Here is a 19294-nt window from a genome sequence, read left to right as displayed (position 1 = left end):
CGGCGGTCAGGCCGGCAGCGACTCCTGCGCGGGCAGGGGTCGCTGCGCGGCCCGGCGGCGCAGGCGGACACCGGCCACCGCCGTCAGGGACAGCACCACGAGGACGGCGGCGTAGACCTCGGTGACCGTCTCGAGCCCGACGGAGGCCGAGACGGTGCCGGCGATGATCGCCGGCACGCTGAAGCTGAGGTAGCCGACCACGAAGACGCTGGACAGCAGCCCGGCCCGTTCGTCCGGTGCCACGCCGGCGCTCGCGGTGGCGACGGCGCCGAGGAAGCCCATGCCGAAGCCGAGCCCGGAGACGACCGCCGAGAGGAAGAGCACGACGGTCTCACCGGTCAGCAGGGCCGCGATCGTGCCGGCGACGCCGGTCGCGAACACCGACGCCCCGGCCACCATGGACCGTTCGGCGGGCAGGTTGTGCCCCACCACCGCACCGAACGCCGCCGTTCCCTGCATGGCCAGGACGAGCAGGCTGCCGACCAGCGGTGTCTCGATGCCGAAGACCGTGGCGGCCAGCGAGGGGCCGAGGGAGAGGTAGAGCCCGCCCAGCGCCCAGGCGGCGACGAGCACCGGCATCGCGGTGATGAACGCCGACCGCTGCGACCGGGGCACGCGCACCGTCGGGCGGAGCGAGGCCAGCGCCCCCGGGGCGCGTGGGGAGGTCTCGGGCAGGAGCGCGACGACCGTGGCGGCCACCAGCATCGCGCCGGTGAGGACGGCGAAGATCCACCGGGTCGGCGACGCCGCGTACTCGACGGCGAGGCCGGCCCCGATCACCCCGGAGGAGAGGCCCAGGCCCGGTGCGGCGCTGTTCAGCAGCGGTCCCAGCGGCCGATCGGGGCGCTGCGTGTCCAGCAGCAGGGCGCCCAGGGTGCCGGTGAGCGCGCCCACGGACAGGCCCTGCACGACCCGGGCCACCAGCAGCCAGCCGATGCCGTCGGCGGCCAGGAAGACCACCATCGCCGCCGCCTGGAGCAGCAGTCCACCGACGAGGACCGGACGCCGGCCGACGTGGTCGGACAGCCCGCCCACCACCAGCAGGGTCGCCAGCAGGGCGAAGGCGTAGATGCCGAAGACGCTGGTCAGCGCCCCGGGCCCGAAGCCGAACTCCTCCTGGTAGATGCGGTAGAGCGGCGTCGGGACACCCGAGGCGGCGAGGACGAGCAGGAGCAGTCCGGCCGCGGTCCAGAACGCCGGGGTCCGCGAGAGCGTCGGGACGGGCATGGTCGTTGCCAAGAGCAACGAGCGGCGGAGCATTCCCGGACCCGGCGTGTCGGCCCCGGACCTCCCACCGTGCGGAACGGCTACCGCGGCAGCGCGGGGCCCTCGCCGGGTGCGTCGAAGGACATCCACACCCGGCGGCGGTCGGCGCGGCGGGTGTGCGCCGCCATCGCGGCCACCCGGCGCCGCTGGTCGGCCGTGGCGACGTGCTGGACGACCGCGACCTCCGCGGCCCGCATCGCGTGCTCGGCCGCCCACTCCGCCGGGGTCGAGGGGAACTCGGCGGCCGGGTCGTCGTCCTCGCCCGCGGCGGCGGCGCGGGCGTAGGGGCTGTCCGGGGGGAGGTTCCCGCTGACCCGGCCGTAGGTGCCCAGGACCAGCAGCACCAGGCCCGCGACGACGGAGAACACGACGTTGGCGAAGCCGAACGCCAGGATGTTGAGGTCGGTCCGGAGCACGGCCAGGTTGGCCAGCGCGGACACCAGGAACAGGACGCCGACGACGATCATGACGGTCGAGGCGATCCGGGGCCCGCGCAGCGCGGCCGCGACGAGGACGGCGGCCGTGACCACGGAGATGGTCGACAGCAGGCCGTTGGAGGACAGTCCGGCGATCCGTTCGCCCTCGGTGGAGAAGAACGACAGCCCGTCGAGGAAGCCGAGGACGCCGAACGTCGCGATCACCGCCGCGACCGCCAGCGCGCCGATGCGGTGCACGGCCAGGACCCGGTCGCGTCCCGGTCCTGGCTCCTCCCGGTCGACCTCGGGGGACGGGGACGGTGCGGCGGCGGGCAGGGACGTCGTGCGGCGGAAGGGGAGGTGCAGTGCCATGGGGAACTCCCTCGGGCGAGCCGGTCGGTACCGCTTCTTCCGCCGCTGGGACGGATCCGGATGCGGCGTCCTCCGCTCCAGGGGGGGTCGCCCGGAAGCCCCACCGGTGGCTGCTCCTCGACCTGGGGCGGGGCCGTCCGGAGGCCGCCCCGCGATCGGTGGGTGTACGTGCTGGGACGCGGGGTAGGTCGTGTGCAACCGATCGTCGGGACCGGCGATCCTCTCCGCCCCCTCATCCCCGAGCAGAGGAACGCACCGTGGCCCTGGACTACCCGACCCTCCCCGGCGACATCGACCACCTCATCGCCGACGACCACGCGATCGTCGAGCGGCAGTTCCAGCACCTGGAAGCCGGGCGCGGCAACCGTCGCGTGCTCGTGGACCAGATCTCCCTGGAGCTGGCGCTGCACGCGTTCGCCGAGGAGACGGTGCTGTACCCGATCTGGTCGGAGATCGGCATGCAGGACGAGCACGACGACGCCGAGCACGAGCACCAGCAGATCAAGGAGCTGCTCGTGACGCTGGGCCGGACCGAGCCCGCGGAGCCGGAGTTCGAGGCGGCGCTGTCCTCGCTGATCAGCCTCGTCCGCCACCACGTGGACGACGAGGAGACCGACGAGCTGCCGGAGTTCCGGCGGAAGGCCGGCCCGGAGCGGATGGCGCAACTGGGCAGGGAGTTCCTCGCCGCCAAGCGCACGGCACCCACCCGGCCGCACCCGAACGCCCCCGACGAGGGCCTCGCCGAGCGGATCGCCGGGATGCTGGCCAAGCCGCTGGACCACGTCCGCGACCTCCTGTCGGGCAAGCAGAAGGAGGCGGCCACCGACGCGTCCGGGCTGCTGACCCCGCAGGCGCAGGCGATCGTCGACGCGCACTCCTCGTTGGGCCCGCTGCCGTTCGAGATCCTGACCCCTGAGCAGGCCCGCAAGCAGCCGGGGCCCAAGGAAGCGGTCGAGAAGGTCATGGCCGAGCGCGGCATCGAGGGCCCGGAGGCGGTCGGCTCGGTCGAGGACCTGGACATCCCCGACGGCGCCGGCGGCACGCAGAGGCTGCGCGTCTACAAGCCGGTCGGTGCCGGCACCGCGCCGCTGCCGGTGATCGTGTGGATCCACGGGGGCGGCTGGGTGCTGTTCGACATCGACGACCACTACGACGCGTCGTGCCGCGGCCTCACGAACAAGACCGGGGCGATCGTCGTGACGCCGGACTATCGGCGGGCGCCCGAGGCGGTCTTCCCGGCGTCGCACGACGACGTCCTCACCGCCTACCACTACGTGCTGCAGAACGCGGCGTCCTTCGGTGGCGACGCCACGAAGGTGGCCATCGGCGGGGAGTCCGTCGGCGGCAACATGGCCGCGGCGACCTGCCTGCAGCTGGCTGCCAACGGCCAGGCGGTGCCACTGGCGCAGGTGTGCGTGTACCCGCTGACCACAGGCGAGCAGTTCGGCGAGTCCGTGGTCGACGCCGCCGACGGTCGCCCGCTCAACCGCGCGCTGCTCAGCTGGATGGCCATGCACGCCTTCGAGGGCAAGCCGGACGCGGCCACGGACCCGCGCATCGACCTCCTCGGCTGGACGACCGAGCAGCTGGCGCAGATGCCGCCGACGCTGGTCGTCACCGACGAGCGCGACGTGCTCCGCAGCCAGGGCCAGCAGTTCGCCCAGAACCTGGAGGCCGCCGGAGTCGCGACCACGCACCGCTACTTCCCGGGAGTCATGCACGAGTTCTTCGGCGCCGCCGCGGTCCTCGACGAGGCGGAGCAGGCACAGCAGGAAGCCGCCGCGCACGTCACCCGCGCCTTCGACGCCGCGCGGACGAGCGTGGGCGGCGGGTCCCTGTGACCGCCGCGCCGCAGATCGCGGTCGAGGAGACCGTCGGCGAGCTCGAGGTCGTCCACCGGTTCACCGGCGCGATGCCCACCGGCGTCACCGTGTCGCACGGCGGGCGGATCTTCGTCTGCTACCCGAAGTGGGGCGACGACGTCGGCTTCACCGTGGCGGAACTGCGGGACGGGCAGGAGGTCGCCTACCCCTCGCAGGGACTGAACGACAACCGCTCCGACGCCGACCCCGACCGCCTGGTGTCGGTCCAGAGCGTCGTCGTCGACCCCGCCGACAGGCTGTGGATCCTCGACACCGGCAGCCCGATGTTCCGCCCGACCGAGCACGGCGGGCCGAAGCTGGTCTGCGTCGACCTGAGCGCCGACGAGGTCGTCCGGACCATCCTCTTCCCGACCGACGTGGCGCTGCCGACGACCTACCTCAACGACGTGCGCTTCGACCTGCGCCGGGGAGAGGCCGGTACGGCGTTCATCACGGACTCCTCCGACCAGGGGCCGAACGGGATCATCGTGGTCGACCTCGCGTCCGGGGAGAGCTGGCGTCGGCTGCACGAGCACCCGAGCACGAAGGCGACCACCCCGCCGGACCTGCGGATGGTCGTCGAGGGCGTGGAGTTCCTGGAGCGCTCGCCCGACGGCGACACCTCGCCGGTGACGATGGGTGCCGACGGCATCGCGATCGCCGCCGACGGCGACCGGCTGTACTACTGCCCCCTGGCCGGCCGACGCTGGTACTCGGTGTCGGTCGATGCTCTGTGCGACAGGTCGCGGGACGACGCCGCCGTGGCCGGCACCGTCCAGGACGAGGGGGACAAGGGCTGCGTCAGCGACGGGCTGGAGACCGACGACCAGGGGCGGCTCTACGTCACCGACGGGGAGCACGACGCCATCCACCGGCGGCTGCCCGACGGCTCGTGGGAGACCGTCGTCCACGACCCACGGCTGCTGTGGCCGGACACCATGAGCGTCGCGGCCGACGGTCACCTGTACGTCACGGCCAACCAGCTGTACCGCCAGGACAAGTACCGCGGGGGAGAGGACCAGCGGCGCAAGCCCTACGTGCTCTTCCGCACCCCCATCGACGCCGGTCCCGTCCGGCTGCGGTGAGGCCTGCTCCGGCGCGGGTGTAGCGGCTCGCACTGACGGGCATCCCCCCGAGGGCGGACGAGCCCACGAACGTGATCGAGAGGGCGGAGCAGCGGTGACCATCGCCGAGCACGGCAGCGTGGTCCTCGGCGACCGCTACGAACTGCTGGACCTGATCGCAACCGGTGGCATGGGGCAGGTGTGGCGGGGCCGTGACCTCCGCCTGGACCGGCCCGTCGCCGTCAAGGTCCTCCGCAGCGAGTACGCCGACGATCCCGGTTTCGCCGCGCGGTTCCGCGCCGAGGCCACCCACGCCGCGGCCCTGAGCCACCCCAACATCGCGGCGGTCCACGACTACGGCGAGTCGACCGTGGAGGGCAGCGGGGAGCACATCGCCTACCTGGTGATGGAGCTCGTCGACGGCGATCCGCTGTCCGCCCTGCTCAACCAGGAGGGGCCGCTGGACCCCGACACAGCGATGTCGGTGCTCCGGCAGGCCGCCGCCGCGCTGGCCGAGGCCCACCGGGCAGGCCTCGTCCACCGGGACGTCAAGCCGGCGAACATCCTGGTCCGGCCCGACGGCCGGGTGAAGCTGACCGACTTCGGCATCGCGTGGTCGGCGGCCAGCGTGCCACTGACCCAGGCCGGTCAGGTGATCGGCACCCCCCAGTACATGTCGCCGGAGCAGGCCTCGGGCGACAAGCCCCGCCCGGCCAGCGACGTCTACGCGCTCGGCCTGGTCGGCTACGAGGCCCTGACCGGCAACCCGGCGTTCGACGGCGACAACCCGGTGACCATCGCGCTCAAGCAGGTGCGGGAGCAGCCCGAGCCGATGTCCTCCGACGTGCCGGAGGAGGTCCGCAGCCTCATCGACGCCGCACTCACCAAGGACCCCGACGACCGCATCCCCGACGGCAAGGCCTTCCTCGCCGCCATCGACGAGACGCTGGACCACCAGGCCACCGACACCGGTCCGACGACGCGGGTCCTGCCCGTCTCCGCACCGGGCACCCGCCCGGACGGGGTCCGGCCGGCTGTGCCGGCCGCCACGCAGGTACCGGCGGCGGCCGGGGGCGCGACCGTGCGCGGGACCGGGGCGGTCTCGACCGCCCCGGCTCCCGACGAGCCCCGGCGGACCGGGCTGCGCACGTGGCTGGTGGTGAGCACGGTCCTCGCGGTGCTGCTCGGGGCGGTGGTCACCGGCAGCGTGCTGGGGCTCTTCTCCGGCGGTGGTGCGCCCGCGGACTCCGCCGGGGCGGCCCAGACGACGCCGGGCGGGATCGTGCTGGCCGCGGACGACCACGTGGGGCGTCCGGCCGACGAGGTGGCCGCGGACCTGACCGCGCTGGGTCTCACCGTGCAGCGCCGCGACACCGTCACCGCCGAGCGGGCGCCCGGGACCGTCGTGGCACTCGACCCGGTGGGCACCGCGCTGTCGGCCGGGGACCGGGTCCGGCTCGACGTCGCGGTCGCCCCCGCCGGGACGCCGTCCGCCGAGGTCGCGGACCCGGGCACCGGTCCGGCCGACGGCGGGTCCGGCGACCGGGCGCCCGTGGACAGCGCACCCTCCGCCCGACCGAGCACACCGGCCGCCGGAGATCCGGGGAGCGGCTCCAGCGGGACGGCCGCCGGCGACGAGGCGGAGGGCTCGACCGACCCCGAGGAGACCGGGACGCCGACGGACCCGGCCGGCACCGATCCCGGGACCGACGACGGCACGGGCGACGGCACGGGCGACGGCACGGGCGACGGCGCGGGCGAGGGCACGGGCGACGGCGCGGGCGAGGGCACGGACCCCGACACCGCGCCCACCACCCCGTCGGAGCCGGCCGACCCCACCCCGTCCACGCCGCCCGCCGGGGACGGTGAGCCGGACACGGGGACCGAGGACCCGGCGGCGTCGTCGACCGCGTCCAGCACGGTGGTCCAGGCCGAGCCGACCACCGGGCCCTGACGGCCGGACCCGCGGGCAGCGACTGCGACACTGCCGGGATGCGCGAGCTCCGGACAGCGGGATCGATCGTCGTCGCCGCGTCCCCCGAAGCCCTGTACGACCTGCTCTCCGACGTGACGCGGACCGGTGAGTGGAGCCCGGTCTGCGTGGCCTGCTGGTGGGACGAGGGCGCAGCCGGTCAGGTGGGTGACTGGTTCACCGGCCGCAACGTCACGCCCGCCCGGACGTGGGAGACCCGTTCGCAGGTGGTGGTCGCCGACCGCGGCCGGGAGTTCGCCTTCGTCGTCGGCGGGTCGCTGGTGCGCTGGGGGTTCGGCTTCGTGCCGGTCGACGGCGGCACCGAGGTGACCGAGTCCTGGGAGTTCCTCCCCGCGGGGCAGGCGTTCTTCGCCGAGCGCTACGGGGACGCCGCCGACGAGCAGATCGAGGACCGCACCCGTGCCGCGCACGAGGGCATCCCGGTGACGCTCGCCGCCGTCAAGCGGATCGCCGAGGCCGGCTGACGGCTCGGCCGCCCTGGTCAGGCCCGGGTCAGCGCCCGGTGGTCGACCGCAGGTGGTCGAGGACGACGGGGTCGAGCCGGCCGTCGTGCCAGCGCTCCTCGAAGTTCTCCCGGCCCATCCAGTCGTACAGGTCGCGCTGCACGTCCCCGGTGGCGTAGCCGGTGGCCGCCAGGCGCGCGCGGAGCTCCCCGACCAGGACGTCGTCGTAGGGCAGCAGCTGGTCGGCCGGCGTGCTGCCGAAGTAGAGGTCGTGCAGGTCGAGCATCCGGGCGAGCTCGCCGATCGGCTCGGGGGAGTCGTCGCTGCGCAGGTGGACGACGACGTCGCCCAGCCCGCCGTAGCCGGCGCCGTCGGCCACCACGAGGACGGCCGCGGCCTGCTTGCCGCGCGGGTCGCCGCCGGCGTCCTGCCCGGCGGCGAGGCAGGCCACCAGCCGGCGGGCGAGGGAGGGCTCGGCGGCCGTGGCGAGCCAGCGGTCGGCCATCGCGTCGACCACCTCGGGCCCGGCGAGCAGGTTGCCCTGCGCGGCGAAGGACCCCTCCGGTCCCTCGCCCGTGCGCCCGCCGGCCCACGGCTGGGCCCGCTCCCCGGTGAAGGTGGCTGCCGCGCCGTCACGGTCGACGACGCCGGCCTGCCGCTGGTCGCGCTGCGGGTCGTCGGCGAAGAACCGGGTGAGCAGCTCCGCGGCGCCCACGCCCTCCCGCAGCAGCTCGATGCCCCGCGTCCGGAGCTCGAGGTTCACGTGCGCCTGGGTGGCGAGCGCGCCGGCGTCGGCCGCGGCGGCCGGGACGTAGGCACCCGCGGCGAGGAACTTGCTGGCGACCGCGACGCCGAGCGAGCTGCCGTCCGGGGAGCGTCCGACGATGGAGAAGGTCACCCGCCGGACCCTAGCCAGCCGGTGCGGCGTCGGACCGGGCGCTCCGGCCGCGGAGCACTCCGGCGACCACCACCGCGACGATGCCGGCGGCGACGACGGTCAGCAGCCCGGTGCGCAGCCCGGCCTGGTCGGCGATCACCCCCACCAGCGGGGGGGAGGCCAGCAGGCCGACCCGCAGCAGCCAGTTGATGATCGACAGGCCGGCGCCCGGGGGGAGCCCCGGCAGGGCGTCGGCCGCGGCGTAGGCGGCCGGCACCAGGGTGGCGGCCCCGAGACCCGCGACCGCCAGCCCGGCCAGCGTCGTCGGCACCGACGGGAACGCCAGCGCCACCCCCATGCCCAGGGTGATGAGCGCACCGCCGGCGCGGGCCACCGCGCGCTGGCCGAACCGGTCGACGACGCGGTCTCCGGTCAGCCGGCCCACGGTCATGGCCGTCTGCAGGGCGACCAGGCCGAGGCCCGCGACGGCGGGGCCGGCGCCGAGGTCCCCGCGCAGGTAGATGGCGCTCCACGACGCCCCGGCGTCCTCGACGAAGACGCCGGCCGCCGCGAGCAGACCGAGGGCGCCGAGCACCAGCAGCGAACGCGTCCGCGCCCGGGACCGGCCCGGCGCCCCGACGGCGGACCCGGGCGCCTCCGGCTCCCGGTCGTCCTCGTCCGGGCCGGGCAGCATGGCCCGGCCGGCCAGCACGGCCGCCAGCGCGAACACGCCGCCGACCACGCCGAGGTGCCAGGGCAGCGGTACGGCCAGCCCGGCCGCGGCCGAGCCGATCAGCGCTCCGGAGACGGCGCCGATGCTCCAGATCCCGTGGAAGGCGTTGAAGATCGACCGCTCGTAGCGCCGCTGCACCCGCAGCCCGTGCGCGTTCTGCGCGACGTCGACCAGGGCGTCCACGGCGCCGGCCGTGAACAGCACCGCGGCCAGGACCCCCCACGACGGCGCGAACGCCACGCCGGTCATCGCGACGGCCAGCACCACGAGCCCGTACGTGGCCAGGTGCCCGGAGCCCAGCCGCCGGATGAGCGGCGCCGACCACAGGGTGGCCAGCAGGGCGCCGACGGGGCCGGCGGCCAGCGCGGTGCCCACGCTGGCGTTGCTCAGGTCGAGGGCGTCCTTGATCTCCGGCAGCCGCGGCAGCACGTTGGTGTAGAGAACGGCGTTGACGAAGAACCAGGTGCCGACTGCGGCACGGGCGGCCCGCGGCGGGGCCGCGGCCGGGGGAGCGGACGGCACGGGCCCGATCCTGTCAGGTGCCGGGGACGGCCCGGCCGTGGGCGCCGGAGTACGGCCGCGGTGGCCGGGTAGTCGTGCGCCCGTGGACACGCGACGACTCCTGCTCGGGGACTGGACGCCGCTGGTCAGGGACGGGATCGACGTCCTGCGGCTGCTGCTGGTGGGAGGGGCGGTGTACTACGCGCTCGCCGGCGAGACCGGTTCGGCCGCGGTCCTGACGGTGATGGCCGCGGTCACCCTGGTCGCCCGGCTGGTGCAGCTGCCGCGCGTCTACGACCTGTCGGTCACCGCGGCCATGGCCCTGCAGGGGTTCGGCGAGGTCTGGGGGCTCTACGACCGCTTCGTGCGCTTCGACGACCTCGTGCACGTCACCCTGCCGATGCTGACCGCGCCGGTCGTCTACATCGCGCTGGCCCGGCTCGACGTCGTCCCCGATCCGCGGGACGAGACGCACCTGCGGCACTACGTCGGCATCGCCGTCGTCACCGCGGCGCTCGGCATCACCATCGGTGCCCTGTGGGAGGTCTACGAGTGGCGGTCGGACGCGTGGCTGGGCACGAACCTGTCCGAGGGCAACGACGACACCAACGGTGACCTCGTGCGCGACAGCCTCGGCTCGCTCGCGGGCGCGGCGCTGCTGGTCGTGTGGGCCCGCTTCGGCTGGGGATCGGTGCGGCGGATCCCCGGCGTCAACACCCACGAGGCGGTCAGCGCCTGAGCGTCAGTCCTCCGCGATCCAGACGGCGGTGTCGGCCGGCAGCGCCAGCGTCCTAGAGGTCTGGGCGACCTGGGGCGCCGAGGAGAGCAGCACGGTGCCCGGCGTCCGGACGATGACCGTGTGGTCGCCCATGTTGATCACGCACCGGACCGAGCGGCCCTCGGCCGTCGAGCGGATCGTCAGCAGGTCCCCGCGGCGGGTGATCGACGCCTCGCCGGAGCCGAGGGCCGGGTGCTCGGCCCGGATGGCCAGCGCCCGGCGGTACAGCCGGAGCATCGAGCGGTCGTCCCGGGCCTGCCGGGAGACGGCGTAGCGGCGCCAGGTCGAGGGGATCGGCAGCCACGGCGCGGCCGCGCCGGCGGGGGAGAAGCCCACCCCGGCGGCGCTGTTCCACGGCATGGGCACCCGGCAGCCGTCGCGACCGGCGCGGGCGCCGCCGCTGCGGTGGAAGATCGGGTCCCGCTTGGCCTCGTCCGGCACGTCGGCCTGCGGCAGGCCCAGCTCGTCGCCGGCGTAGATGTACGGGGAGCCGGGCAGGCTCAGCATCAGCAGCGCGGCGGCGCGGGCCCGGGCCTCACCGAGCTCGCCCCCGCCGAAGCGGGTGACCTTGCGGTCCTTGTCGTGGTTGCCGAGGACCCAGGACACCGGGGCGCCGACGGCGCCGAAGGCGTCCAGGGCGCTGCGCACGCCGTCGGCGAAGCCCTCGGCCGACCAGCCGGACTTCAGCAGCCGGAAGCAGAAGGACTGGTGCAGCTCGTCGGGCCGGGAGTAGAGCGCGACCTCCTCCGGGTCGGCGAGGCACACCTCGCCCACCAGCATGGTGTCCGGGTACTCGTCGCAGACCGACCGCCACCGGCGCCACACGTCGTGCACCTCGGGCTGGTTCCAGGTCATGGCCTGCTCGGGGCCGTGGCCGAAGAGGGTGGGGGAGTAGGAGCCCGGGTTGTCGCGCAGCTCGACGTCCTTGAACAGGCCGTAGGCGACGTCGACGCGGAAGCCGCTCACGCCGCGGTCGAGCCAGAAGCGCAGCGTCCGCTCGAAGTCCTCGGCGACGGCGGGGTCGCGCCAGTTCAGGTCGGGCTGCTCGGGGGCGAACAGGTGCAGGTACCAGCGGCCGTCGGGGGTCCTGGACCAGGCGGGCCCGCCGAAGAGCGACTGCCAGTTGTTCGGCGGCTCCTCCGAGGCGGGGGCGAAGTGGTACCGGGAGGCCTCGGGGGAGTCGGGGTCGGCCAGCGCGGCCTGGAACCAGGGGTGCTGGTCGGAGGTGTGGTTCGGGACGATGTCCAGCACGACCCGCAGCCCCAGCGCCCGGGCCTCCTCGACCAGGGCCTCCAGGTCGGCGACGTCGCCGTACTCGGGGTCGACCGCGCGGTAGTCGCTGATGTCGTAGCCGCCGTCCGCACCGCCCGAGGGGTAGTGCGGGTTGATCCAGAGGGCGTCCACGCCGAGCCAGCTGAGGTAGGGCAACCGGGAGCGGAGCCCCGCCAGGTCGCCGATCCCGTCGCCGTTGCCGTCGGCGAACGAGCGCAGGTAGACCTGGTAGACCACCGCCGTCCGCCACCAGGGGGACGCCGACTGGACCGCGACCTGATCCTCGGTCGCGGTCCGCACCGTTGCGAGCCGCACTGCCATGCGACCTCCATCGGCAGGAACCGTCGCCGACTTGCGACCCCTGGGCGCCCAGTGACCCGTGGGGTGGAGCGTGACCGGTCCGTGACCCGGGCCCGCCGGCTGCCGGGCGGCACGCCACGGGGAAGGATGGCGGTATGGCAGCGGACGGTGCACGGACCCATGACCTGGTCGTCTACGGAGCCACCGGCTTCGTCGGGCGGCTCCTCGCCGACTACCTGGCCGGGCACGCCCCGGAGGGGACGCGGATCGCCCTGGCCGGGCGCTCACGGGCCCGGCTGGAGGAGGTCCGGGCCGCGCTGCCCCCTGCCGGGCGGAACTGGGCGCTGCTGGAGGCCGACTCCACCGACCCGGAGTCGCTGCGCGCGCTCGCGGAGAGCACCCGGGTGCTGGCCACCACGGTGGGGCCCTACGCCCGGTACGGGCTGCCGGTGGTCGAGGCCTGCGCCCGCGCCGGCACGCACTACGCCGACCTCACCGGCGAGGTCCTCTTCGTCCGGGACGCCATCGACCGGTGCGACGCGGTGGCCCGGGAGACCGGCGCGCGCATCGTGCACGCCTGCGGCTACGACTCCATCCCCTCCGACCTCAGCACCTTCCTCCTCGGCCGGCGTGCGGCGGCCGACGGCGCGGGCGGACTGCGCGACGTGCAGCTGGTCGCGACCGCGCGCGGCGGGTTCAGTGGCGGCACGATCGACTCGATGCGCGCCCAGGTGGAGGCGCTGCAGGAGAACCCGGCGCTGCGCCGCGTGATCGGCGACCCGTTCGCGCTGAGCCCCGACCGCGCGGAGGAGCCGGACACGCGCCAGCCGCGGGACGCCGGGCTGCCCACGCGGACGGCGGACGGGCGGTGGACGGCGCCGTTCGTGATGGCGCCGTTCAACACCCGGATCGTCCGGCGGAGCAACGCGCTGCAGGACTGGGCCTACGGGCGCGAGCTGCGCTACAGCGAGGTCATGGGCACCGGGGGCGGGCCGGTGGGCGCCGTGACCGCCGCGGGGGTGACCGCCGGGCTGCTCGGGGCGGTGTCGGCCATGAGCTTCGCGCCGACCCGCGGGCTGCTGGACCGGGTGCTCCCGGCCCCCGGCACCGGCCCGAGCGAGGCGGCGCGGGAGAAGGGCTGGTTCCGGATGGTGGTGGACGCGACCGCCGAGGACGGGCGCCGGTACCGCGCCACCGCCGGCGGGAAGGGCGATCCCGGGTACGCGGCGACCGCGGTCATGCTCGGGGAGGCCGCCCTCGCGCTCGCACTCGACGGCGACCGGCTGCCCGACCGGGCGGGCTCGCTCACCCCGGCCTCGGCGATGGGCGAGGTGCTCGTGGAGCGGCTGCGCGCCGCGGGGCACACCTACGAGGTCACCGAGCGCTGACCGTCGCATAGAGGGGACACGAATCCGGTAGCGGCAGGCAGCGCGAGCAACAGGCCGGCGCCAGGTGAGCACGAGCTGTCGTCTGGCTTGGGGACGATGGCGGCGTGTCGGCTCTGTGCGCGCGCTGCGGCGGACTGTCCTATGCCGTCGTCGACATGGTGACGACGGGCTTGACGCCGGCGGACGACGCAGCGATCGAGGTGGCGGTCGTGTTGGCGGGCGCCCAGGGCGAGGCGGAGGCCGACTGGCACAGCCTGGTTCGTCCGTGGCGGCCGGTCGGAGCCACCGAGATCCACGGCCTGCGCGAGGGGGACCTCGACGGGGCGCCGGCGTTCGGGACGGTCGCCGGGCGGCTTGATGGGCCGCTCGACGGGCGGGTTCTGGTGGTGCACAACGCCGGGTTCGACGCGGCGATGCTCGCGCGGGGGTGGCAGCGCCTCGGCCAGGCGCGCGGCTGGATGACTGCCTGCACGGGGGAGGCCGCCGAGGAGCTGGGCTGCGCGGTCGGCGGCTGCCCGAGCTGATGGAGGCGCTGGCAGTCGAGCGAGCCGGAAATGCGCACCGCGCGGCGTCTGACGCTGAGGCGACGGGGCTGGTGTGGTGGCGGCTGCTGAACCTCGCTCGGGCGCGCCGGGTGCATCTTCCACTGCGTCGGCCTCGAGGAGCGGCACCATGTCCGACGTGACGGCAACGACCGCTTCCCCCTTGCGCATGTGGCGCGTCGGCAGATCCGGCCGGGTCTGGGTGTCCGTCATCGCCGGCATGCCGACGTTGACGGCGCTGGCGTTTGGGATTCAGGCGCTCGTTCACCTGTCCAGCGACTACGCGATTGACGGTCTGGCCGCCGGCGGGACCGCTGCGGTGATGTGGCTAGGGGCCTGGTGGGTGGCCCTGCGTCCACGGCTGGTGCTGACCGTTGACGAGGTGACCGTGATGAACCCGTGGGGCACCCAGCATGTGCCTCTCGGCGATGTGGTCACCGTGACGCCGGGCTTCGCCGCGGCCCGATTGCAGCTTCGCAGCGGGGTCTCCCTGGCGGTGTGGGCGTTGGCCGATGGGGACGGGGCACTGCCGATCCGAGGCCGCCGGGCACACGAGGCGGCCGTGGCCATCGCCGAGGCGCAGGAGCAGGCCGGTCTGCGGTAGCCGGCCGCGCTACTGGATGCTCGGCGAGCCGGCCGGCTCAGCCATCCACCGAGGCCGGTACCCAGGCCGCCCTCCCTGCACGAGCAGGGCTCTTCGCATGAGCAGGGCTTCTCGGATCACGGCCGCTCCAACCCCTTGGGCTGGCTCAGCACCGCCCGGCCACGGTGCCCGCGGGCAGCGCGGCGCGCTCGGGTCGCGCTTGGGCGGCCGCCCGGGCCTCGCCGTCGATTCAGCCACACCTCTGAGCGTCGGAAGCTTTCGGACAGCACTTGATCTCTTCGGTCACCTCTATGCGACGCTCACCGAGCGCTGAGCCGCCCGGGCCGGACCGGCGGACTCGCCGGTCCGGCCGTGCGCCGGGTCAGGACGGGCGCGTCCCGGAGGCCGCCGGCACGCCGGTGCCGGCGTCGTTCCCCGTCCGGCCCTCCGCGGCGGTGTTCTCCTCGAACGCCGTCGGCCGGTCCGCGTCGTCCTCCGGTGCGGCCCGCTGGGCCGGGGGCCGGGCCGGCGCCGGGAGGGCACCCGGGTGGGCGCGGCCCCATTCGTTCTCCACGTCGCTCAGCAGCGCCTCCAGGTAGGCGCGCAGCTGGGTGCGGCAGGCCTGGCCGAACGCCTTGAGGTAGGCGACCTGCTCCTCCAGCTCGGCGACGCCGTGCCCGCCCTGGGCGGGTCCGTCCGGGGCCGGGCCGGTCAGCCGGGCGGCCGCCTCCTGGGCGGCCTGGATGATCGCGCCGGCGTTCTCCCGCGCCAGCCGCACGGCCTCCTCGTACTCGGCCCGCGCCTCCCCGGTCACCTGGCGGCTGAACTGCTCCGCCTCGGCCACGTAGTTGTCGGCGGTCTGCTGGGCGCTGGCCAGGATGCGCACCGCCTGCTCGCTGGGCGGCTCGTGCGCCGGCGCACCGTCGAGCTGGGCTTCCAGGGTGCGCACCCGCTCGCGCAGCTGGGCCTTCTCCGCTGCGTGCCGGGCCAGTTCCTCGGCCGCCCGGTGCACCACCCGGTCGACCTCGCTCTCGACGTAGCCCGGGTGCAGCATCGAGGCCCGCGTGAAGCGGACGTCGTACAGGTCGGCGGGCGTCAGCCCCCGGTCCGTGCTGCCGGGCCCGCTCGGTGCGCTGGTCATTCGGTCACCTCTCCGTCGACACTGGGCCCCGGTCGGCTCGGGGCGAAGACCTCGCTGGACATGCGGTGCTCCGGGACGCCGTCCTCCCGGAGCGCTGCCACGGTGGCCGTCACCATGGGTTCGGGGCCGGCGACGCGCACCTCGCGGCTGGACCACGGGCCCGCCCGGCGCACCACCTCGGCGACCTCGCCGTGGGCGAGGGACGATGCGGCGTCGTCGGAGACGGCGAAGGTCACGGTGAGCCAGGGGTGCTCGCCGGCCAGCTGCTCCAGGTCGGCCCGGTCGTAGATCTGGTCCTCGGTGCGGAACCCGGCGAACAGGTCCACCCGGCGCGGTGGACCCTGCCGGGCGACCTGGTCGACCATCGCCTTCAGGGGTGCCAGCCCCATCCCACCGGCGACCAGCAGCAGGTCCCGGTCGGAGTCCTCGCCCGTGGTGAGGTGGCCCAGCGGTGGCCCCAGGCGGAGGACGTCGCCCACCCCGATGCTGCGCACCAGCGCGGAGCTGACCGGCCCGCCGTCGCGCGCCTTGACGTGCAGCTCGATCAGCCCGTCGGGGCGCGGGGCGTTGGCGGGGGAGTAGTACCGCCACAGGCGGGGCCGCAGCTCGGTCTCCAGCGACAGCGACTGACCCGCGAGGTAGTCGTAGCGCACCTGCGGGCGGATCCGGAGGACGGCGACGTCGAGGCTGCGCCGCTCGTGGCCCACCACGTCGGCGTCCCACCAGGCCGGCTGCCCCGCGGCCTCCTCCGCCCCCTGGATCATCACGGTGGCGACCACGTCGTAGGCCTCGGCCCAGCTCTTGGCCAGCTCCGGGGTCCACTCCGGGTCGAAGTGCTCCAGGGTGGCCAGCAGGCTGGCGCCGGCCGCCGGGTAGTGCGCCGGGAGCACCCCGAACTTGAGGTGGTCGCGGCCGAGCTGGCGCAGGATCGGCACCAGCGCGTCGAGGTCGTCGACCCGGGTGACGACGTCGCCGAGCGCGGTGAAGAAGCGGTCCCGCTGGTGGGCCATCGAGACGGGGAACATCTGCCGGGTCTCGGGGTGGCTCAGGAACAGGTGGGCGTAGAAGTACAGCGGCGCCTCGTCGCCGGTGGCCGCGGCCTTGGCGAAGTTGGCCCGCATCGCCGGGATGTCCATGCGGATCTCCTCGGGTCCGGCGGGTCAGCCGACGGCGGCGGCGTGCCGGCCGGTGCGCTCCGCGGCGCCGGGGCTCTCCTCCGTGGCGAGGTCGGCCTGCCACAGGTCGGGGCCGAACACCTCGTACTGGATGTCGCGCGCGGCGACGCCCCGCTCGACCAGCGCGCTGCGCACCGCCTTCATGAAGGGCAGCGGGCCGCACAGGTAGTAGACGGCGCCCTCGGGCAGGTCGACGGCGTCGAGGTCCATGACCCCCTCGTGCACCCCCGTGGGCAGGGTGCTGCCGGTGCCCCGCTCGAACCAGACGTGCGCCTTCCCGCCGGAAAGCGTGCGCAGGTCCCCGAGCACCTGGTCCCGCAGCGCGAAGGACTCCTCGTCGGCGTCGGCGTGCAGCAGCGTGACCGGCAGCCGCGAGCCCGCGCCGGCCAGGTGGGAGAGCATGCCGGCCATCGGGGTGATGCCGATCCCGGCGCTGGCGAAGACCACGGGGCGCCCGGAGTCGTCCAGGACGACGTCGCCGAAGGGCACCGACATGGTCAGCCGGTCACCCACCTGGACCCGGTCGCAGAGGTGGTTGGAGACCTCGCCGTCGGGCTTGCCGCCGCCGTGCACCCGCTTGACGGAGAACTGGCGGTGCTCCCCGTCGTCGGCCCGGGTGAGGCTGTACTGGCGCGGCTGCCGGATGCCGTCGGGCATGGGCACCTGAACGGTCACGTACTGGCCGGGCAGCGAGCTCTTCACCAGGCGGTCGTCGACCTTGCGCATCCGGAAGGTGACGACGTCGGGGGTCTCCTGGACCTTCTCGGCGACCTCCCATTCCCGCCAGACCGTCTCCGGGCGCACCCCCCGTGCGCTGTAGAGACCGCGCTCCTGGTTGATCAGGGCGTAGGCCATCAGCCAGTAGACCTCGTCCCAGGCGGCGGCCACCTCCGGCGTCACGGCGTCGCCCAGCACGTCGACGATCGCCCAGAACAGGTTGTCGTGGACCACGTCGTACTGGGCCGGGGTGATGCCCAGCGAGGCGTGCTTGTGCGCGATGCGGCTGAGCAGGTGCTCCGGGAGCTGCTCGGGCACCTTGAGCAGGGACGAGGCGAAGACCGCCACCGAGCCGGCGAGCGCCATCTGCTGGGTCTTCTCCGCCTGGTTGCCCCGGTTGAACACGCCGTCGAAGAGCCCGGGGTGCTCCCCGAACAGGTGGGCGTAGAACCGGGTGGCGATCTCCTCGATGTTGTCCGCCACCACCGGGAGCGTCGCCTCGATGACGGGACGGGATCGATCAGAGAGCACGTGTCCTCCTTGCCAGTCGACTTGCCCCCCGCTGGCGCGGTCACGTTCCGCTAGGCATCCGCTACCCGGTCACCTGCGTTCGAGTCCTCCGAAATCTGCCGGGCGTGTCGCCGGACCGGCTCCGGGGCACCGCGACGGGCAGGCCGTGCTCGCCGAGCGATGGTTGAATGCTGAACGACCTGTGCGGTCGTCGTCCGGCCGGTCGACGTCGTCACCGGACCCTGGGAGGAACGAATGCACCTCGGCGTCGACAGCTTCGTGGCGGCGGTGACCGATCCGGCCTCCGGGCGGGCGATCGGGCCCGAGGAGCGGATGAGCGACCTGCTCGAGGAGATCGCGCTCGCCGACGAGGTCGGGCTGTACTCCTTCGGCATCGGGGAGCACCACCGCAGCGAGTACTACGACTCCGCGCCGCCGGTCATCCTGGCCGCGGCGGCCGCCCGCACCTCCCGCATCCGGCTGGGCAGCGCGGTCACCGTCCTCAGCGCGGCCGACCCGGTGCGGGTCTTCCAGCAGTTCGCCACCCTCGACCTGATCTCCAAGGGCCGGATCGACCTGGTGGTGGGCCGCGGGTCCTTCACCGAGGCCTTCCCGCTCTTCGGGCTGAGCCTCGGGGACTACGACGATCTGTTCACCGAGAAGCTGGACCTGCTGCTGCGCATCCGGGAGTCGGAGAAGGTGACCTGGTCGGGCAACCACCGGCCGCCGCTCACCGGCCAGGGGATCTACCCGCGGCCGCTGCAGGACCCGCTGCCGATCTGGGTGGGCGTCGGCGGGACGCCGGAGTCCTTCGTGCGGGCCGGGCTGCTCGGGCTGCCGCTGATGGTGGCGATCATCGGCGGGGAGCCGCGTCAGTTCGCGCCGCTGATCGACCTCTACCGGCGGGCCGGGGCGCACGCCGGCCACGCCCCGGAGAAGCTGCAGGTGGGCCTGCACGTGTTCGGGTTCGTGGCGGAGAGCACGCAGGCCGCGGCGGACACGATCTACCCGGGCTGGCACGAGATGTTCACCAAGGTCTCCCGGGAGCGCGGGTTCGCCTCGCCGAGCCGGGCGCAGTTCGACGCGACCAGCGGCCCGGACGGCGCCTTCTTCATGGGCGACCCGGCGACGGTCGCCGAGAAGCTGGTGCGGATCGGCGAGCAGCTCGGCGGTGTCGACCGCGTCGCGCTGCAGATGACCAATCCCCGGCTGGCGCATGCAGACCTGCTGCGTGGCATCGAGCTGCTCGGCACCGAGGTCGCGCCGAGGGTGACTGCCGCGACGGCCTAGGTGTACTGACCACGGACGTTGGTGACGGCGGACGGCGTGGGTCGATGACATGAGGAAGACCTCCGAGTGAG

General features: G+C 74.4%; 17 protein-coding genes. 9 read left to right on the top strand and 8 right to left on the bottom strand.

Annotated elements, in window-relative coordinates:
* Nucleotides 1-6: 6 nt before the first annotated feature.
* The gene (locus tag GCU60_RS17095) at nucleotides 7-1227 is read right to left on the bottom strand and encodes an MFS transporter (RefSeq protein WP_239521358.1); all 1221 of its coding nucleotides are present in this window, start codon (nucleotides 1225-1227) and stop codon (nucleotides 7-9) included.
* A gap of 80 nt (nucleotides 1228-1307) precedes the next feature.
* The gene (locus tag GCU60_RS17090) at nucleotides 1308-2054 is read right to left on the bottom strand and encodes a DUF4383 domain-containing protein (protein ID WP_163207447.1); all 747 of its coding nucleotides are present in this window, start codon (nucleotides 2052-2054) and stop codon (nucleotides 1308-1310) included.
* Nucleotides 2055-2311: 257 nt separating this feature from the next.
* Between GCU60_RS17090 and GCU60_RS17085 the strand changes: the two genes are divergently transcribed.
* The 4 genes from GCU60_RS17085 (at nucleotide 2312) to GCU60_RS17070 (ending at nucleotide 7437) form a co-directional block, all read left to right on the top strand.
* Nucleotides 2312-3895 carry an alpha/beta hydrolase fold domain-containing protein gene (locus GCU60_RS17085; protein WP_163207445.1) on the top strand — a complete coding sequence of 528 codons (1584 nt, stop codon included), beginning with the start codon at nucleotides 2312-2314 and terminating at the stop codon, nucleotides 3893-3895.
* The gene (locus GCU60_RS17080; protein WP_345770660.1) at nucleotides 3892-5001 is read left to right on the top strand and encodes an L-dopachrome tautomerase-related protein; all 1110 of its coding nucleotides are present in this window, start codon (nucleotides 3892-3894) and stop codon (nucleotides 4999-5001) included. The genes GCU60_RS17085 and GCU60_RS17080 overlap by 4 nt, the downstream gene beginning before the upstream one ends.
* Before the next feature lie 94 nt (nucleotides 5002-5095).
* Entirely contained in the window at nucleotides 5096-6934 is a 1839-nt protein-coding gene (locus GCU60_RS17075) for a protein kinase domain-containing protein (RefSeq protein WP_345770659.1), read from the top strand.
* 38 nt (nucleotides 6935-6972) lie between these two features.
* On the top strand, nucleotides 6973-7437 hold the full coding sequence (locus tag GCU60_RS17070; protein ID WP_163207443.1) for an SRPBCC family protein: 465 nt from the start codon (nucleotides 6973-6975) through the stop codon (nucleotides 7435-7437).
* A gap of 28 nt (nucleotides 7438-7465) precedes the next feature.
* Here GCU60_RS17070 and GCU60_RS17065 read toward each other — a convergent pair whose 3' ends face one another.
* On the bottom strand, nucleotides 7466-8314 hold the full coding sequence (locus GCU60_RS17065; protein WP_163207441.1) for a DUF1028 domain-containing protein: 849 nt from the start codon (nucleotides 8312-8314) through the stop codon (nucleotides 7466-7468).
* A gap of 10 nt (nucleotides 8315-8324) precedes the next feature.
* Nucleotides 8325-9548 (bottom strand): MFS transporter, encoded by a 1224-nt coding sequence (locus tag GCU60_RS17060; protein WP_163207439.1) that lies wholly within the window; start codon nucleotides 9546-9548, stop codon nucleotides 8325-8327.
* An 82-nt stretch (nucleotides 9549-9630) separates the two neighbouring features.
* Here GCU60_RS17060 and GCU60_RS17055 point away from each other — a divergent pair, with 82 nt between their 5' ends.
* Nucleotides 9631-10266 carry a hypothetical protein gene (locus GCU60_RS17055; RefSeq protein ID WP_163207437.1) on the top strand — a complete coding sequence of 212 codons (636 nt, stop codon included), beginning with the start codon at nucleotides 9631-9633 and terminating at the stop codon, nucleotides 10264-10266.
* Nucleotides 10267-10269: 3 nt separating this feature from the next.
* Here GCU60_RS17055 and GCU60_RS17050 read toward each other — a convergent pair whose 3' ends face one another.
* A complete protein-coding gene (locus GCU60_RS17050; protein ID WP_163207435.1) occupies nucleotides 10270-11898 on the bottom strand; it encodes a glycoside hydrolase family 13 protein in 1629 nt (542 codons plus the stop codon).
* 134 nt (nucleotides 11899-12032) lie between these two features.
* Between GCU60_RS17050 and GCU60_RS17045 the strand changes: the two genes are divergently transcribed.
* The 3 genes from GCU60_RS17045 to GCU60_RS17035 all read left to right on the top strand — a co-directional run bounded on the left by GCU60_RS17045 (nucleotide 12033) and on the right by GCU60_RS17035 (nucleotide 14411).
* A complete protein-coding gene (locus GCU60_RS17045) occupies nucleotides 12033-13265 on the top strand; it encodes a saccharopine dehydrogenase family protein (RefSeq protein WP_163207433.1) in 1233 nt (410 codons plus the stop codon).
* Nucleotides 13266-13369: 104 nt separating this feature from the next.
* A complete protein-coding gene (locus GCU60_RS17040) occupies nucleotides 13370-13789 on the top strand; it encodes an exonuclease domain-containing protein (RefSeq protein ID WP_163207431.1) in 420 nt (139 codons plus the stop codon).
* A gap of 148 nt (nucleotides 13790-13937) precedes the next feature.
* Nucleotides 13938-14411: a PH domain-containing protein gene (locus GCU60_RS17035; protein ID WP_163207429.1), complete on the top strand. Its 474-nt coding sequence runs from the start codon at nucleotides 13938-13940 to the stop codon at nucleotides 14409-14411.
* Nucleotides 14412-14772: 361 nt separating this feature from the next.
* On the opposite strand, the gene GCU60_RS17030 is transcribed toward GCU60_RS17035, so the two are convergent.
* Genes GCU60_RS17030 through GCU60_RS21740 form a run of 3 tightly spaced genes read right to left on the bottom strand, consistent with a single transcriptional unit; the run spans nucleotide 14773 to nucleotide 17954 of the window.
* Nucleotides 14773-15531, bottom strand: coding sequence for a DivIVA domain-containing protein (locus GCU60_RS17030; protein WP_163207427.1), 759 nt, complete (start codon nucleotides 15529-15531; stop codon nucleotides 14773-14775).
* Nucleotides 15528-16667, bottom strand: a complete 1140-nt coding sequence (locus GCU60_RS17025; RefSeq protein ID WP_163207424.1) for a globin domain-containing protein — start codon at nucleotides 16665-16667, stop codon at nucleotides 15528-15530. The genes GCU60_RS17030 and GCU60_RS17025 overlap by 4 nt, the downstream gene beginning before the upstream one ends.
* Nucleotides 16668-16691: 24 nt before the next feature.
* Nucleotides 16692-17954 carry an FAD-binding oxidoreductase gene (locus tag GCU60_RS21740; protein ID WP_163207422.1) on the bottom strand — a complete coding sequence of 421 codons (1263 nt, stop codon included), beginning with the start codon at nucleotides 17952-17954 and terminating at the stop codon, nucleotides 16692-16694.
* Between the two features lie 234 nt (nucleotides 17955-18188).
* Between GCU60_RS21740 and GCU60_RS17015 the strand changes: the two genes are divergently transcribed.
* Nucleotides 18189-19223 carry an LLM class flavin-dependent oxidoreductase gene (locus GCU60_RS17015; protein WP_163207420.1) on the top strand — a complete coding sequence of 345 codons (1035 nt, stop codon included), beginning with the start codon at nucleotides 18189-18191 and terminating at the stop codon, nucleotides 19221-19223.
* Nucleotides 19224-19294: the final 71 nt, after the last annotated feature.

This window comes from Blastococcus saxobsidens, assembly GCF_010682065.1.
GTDB classification, from domain to species: Bacteria; Actinomycetota; Actinomycetes; order Mycobacteriales; family Geodermatophilaceae; genus Blastococcus; species Blastococcus saxobsidens_B.
The sequence above is the reverse complement of the archived record's forward strand: the minus strand, read 5'-3'. Positions and strand labels throughout refer to the sequence as shown.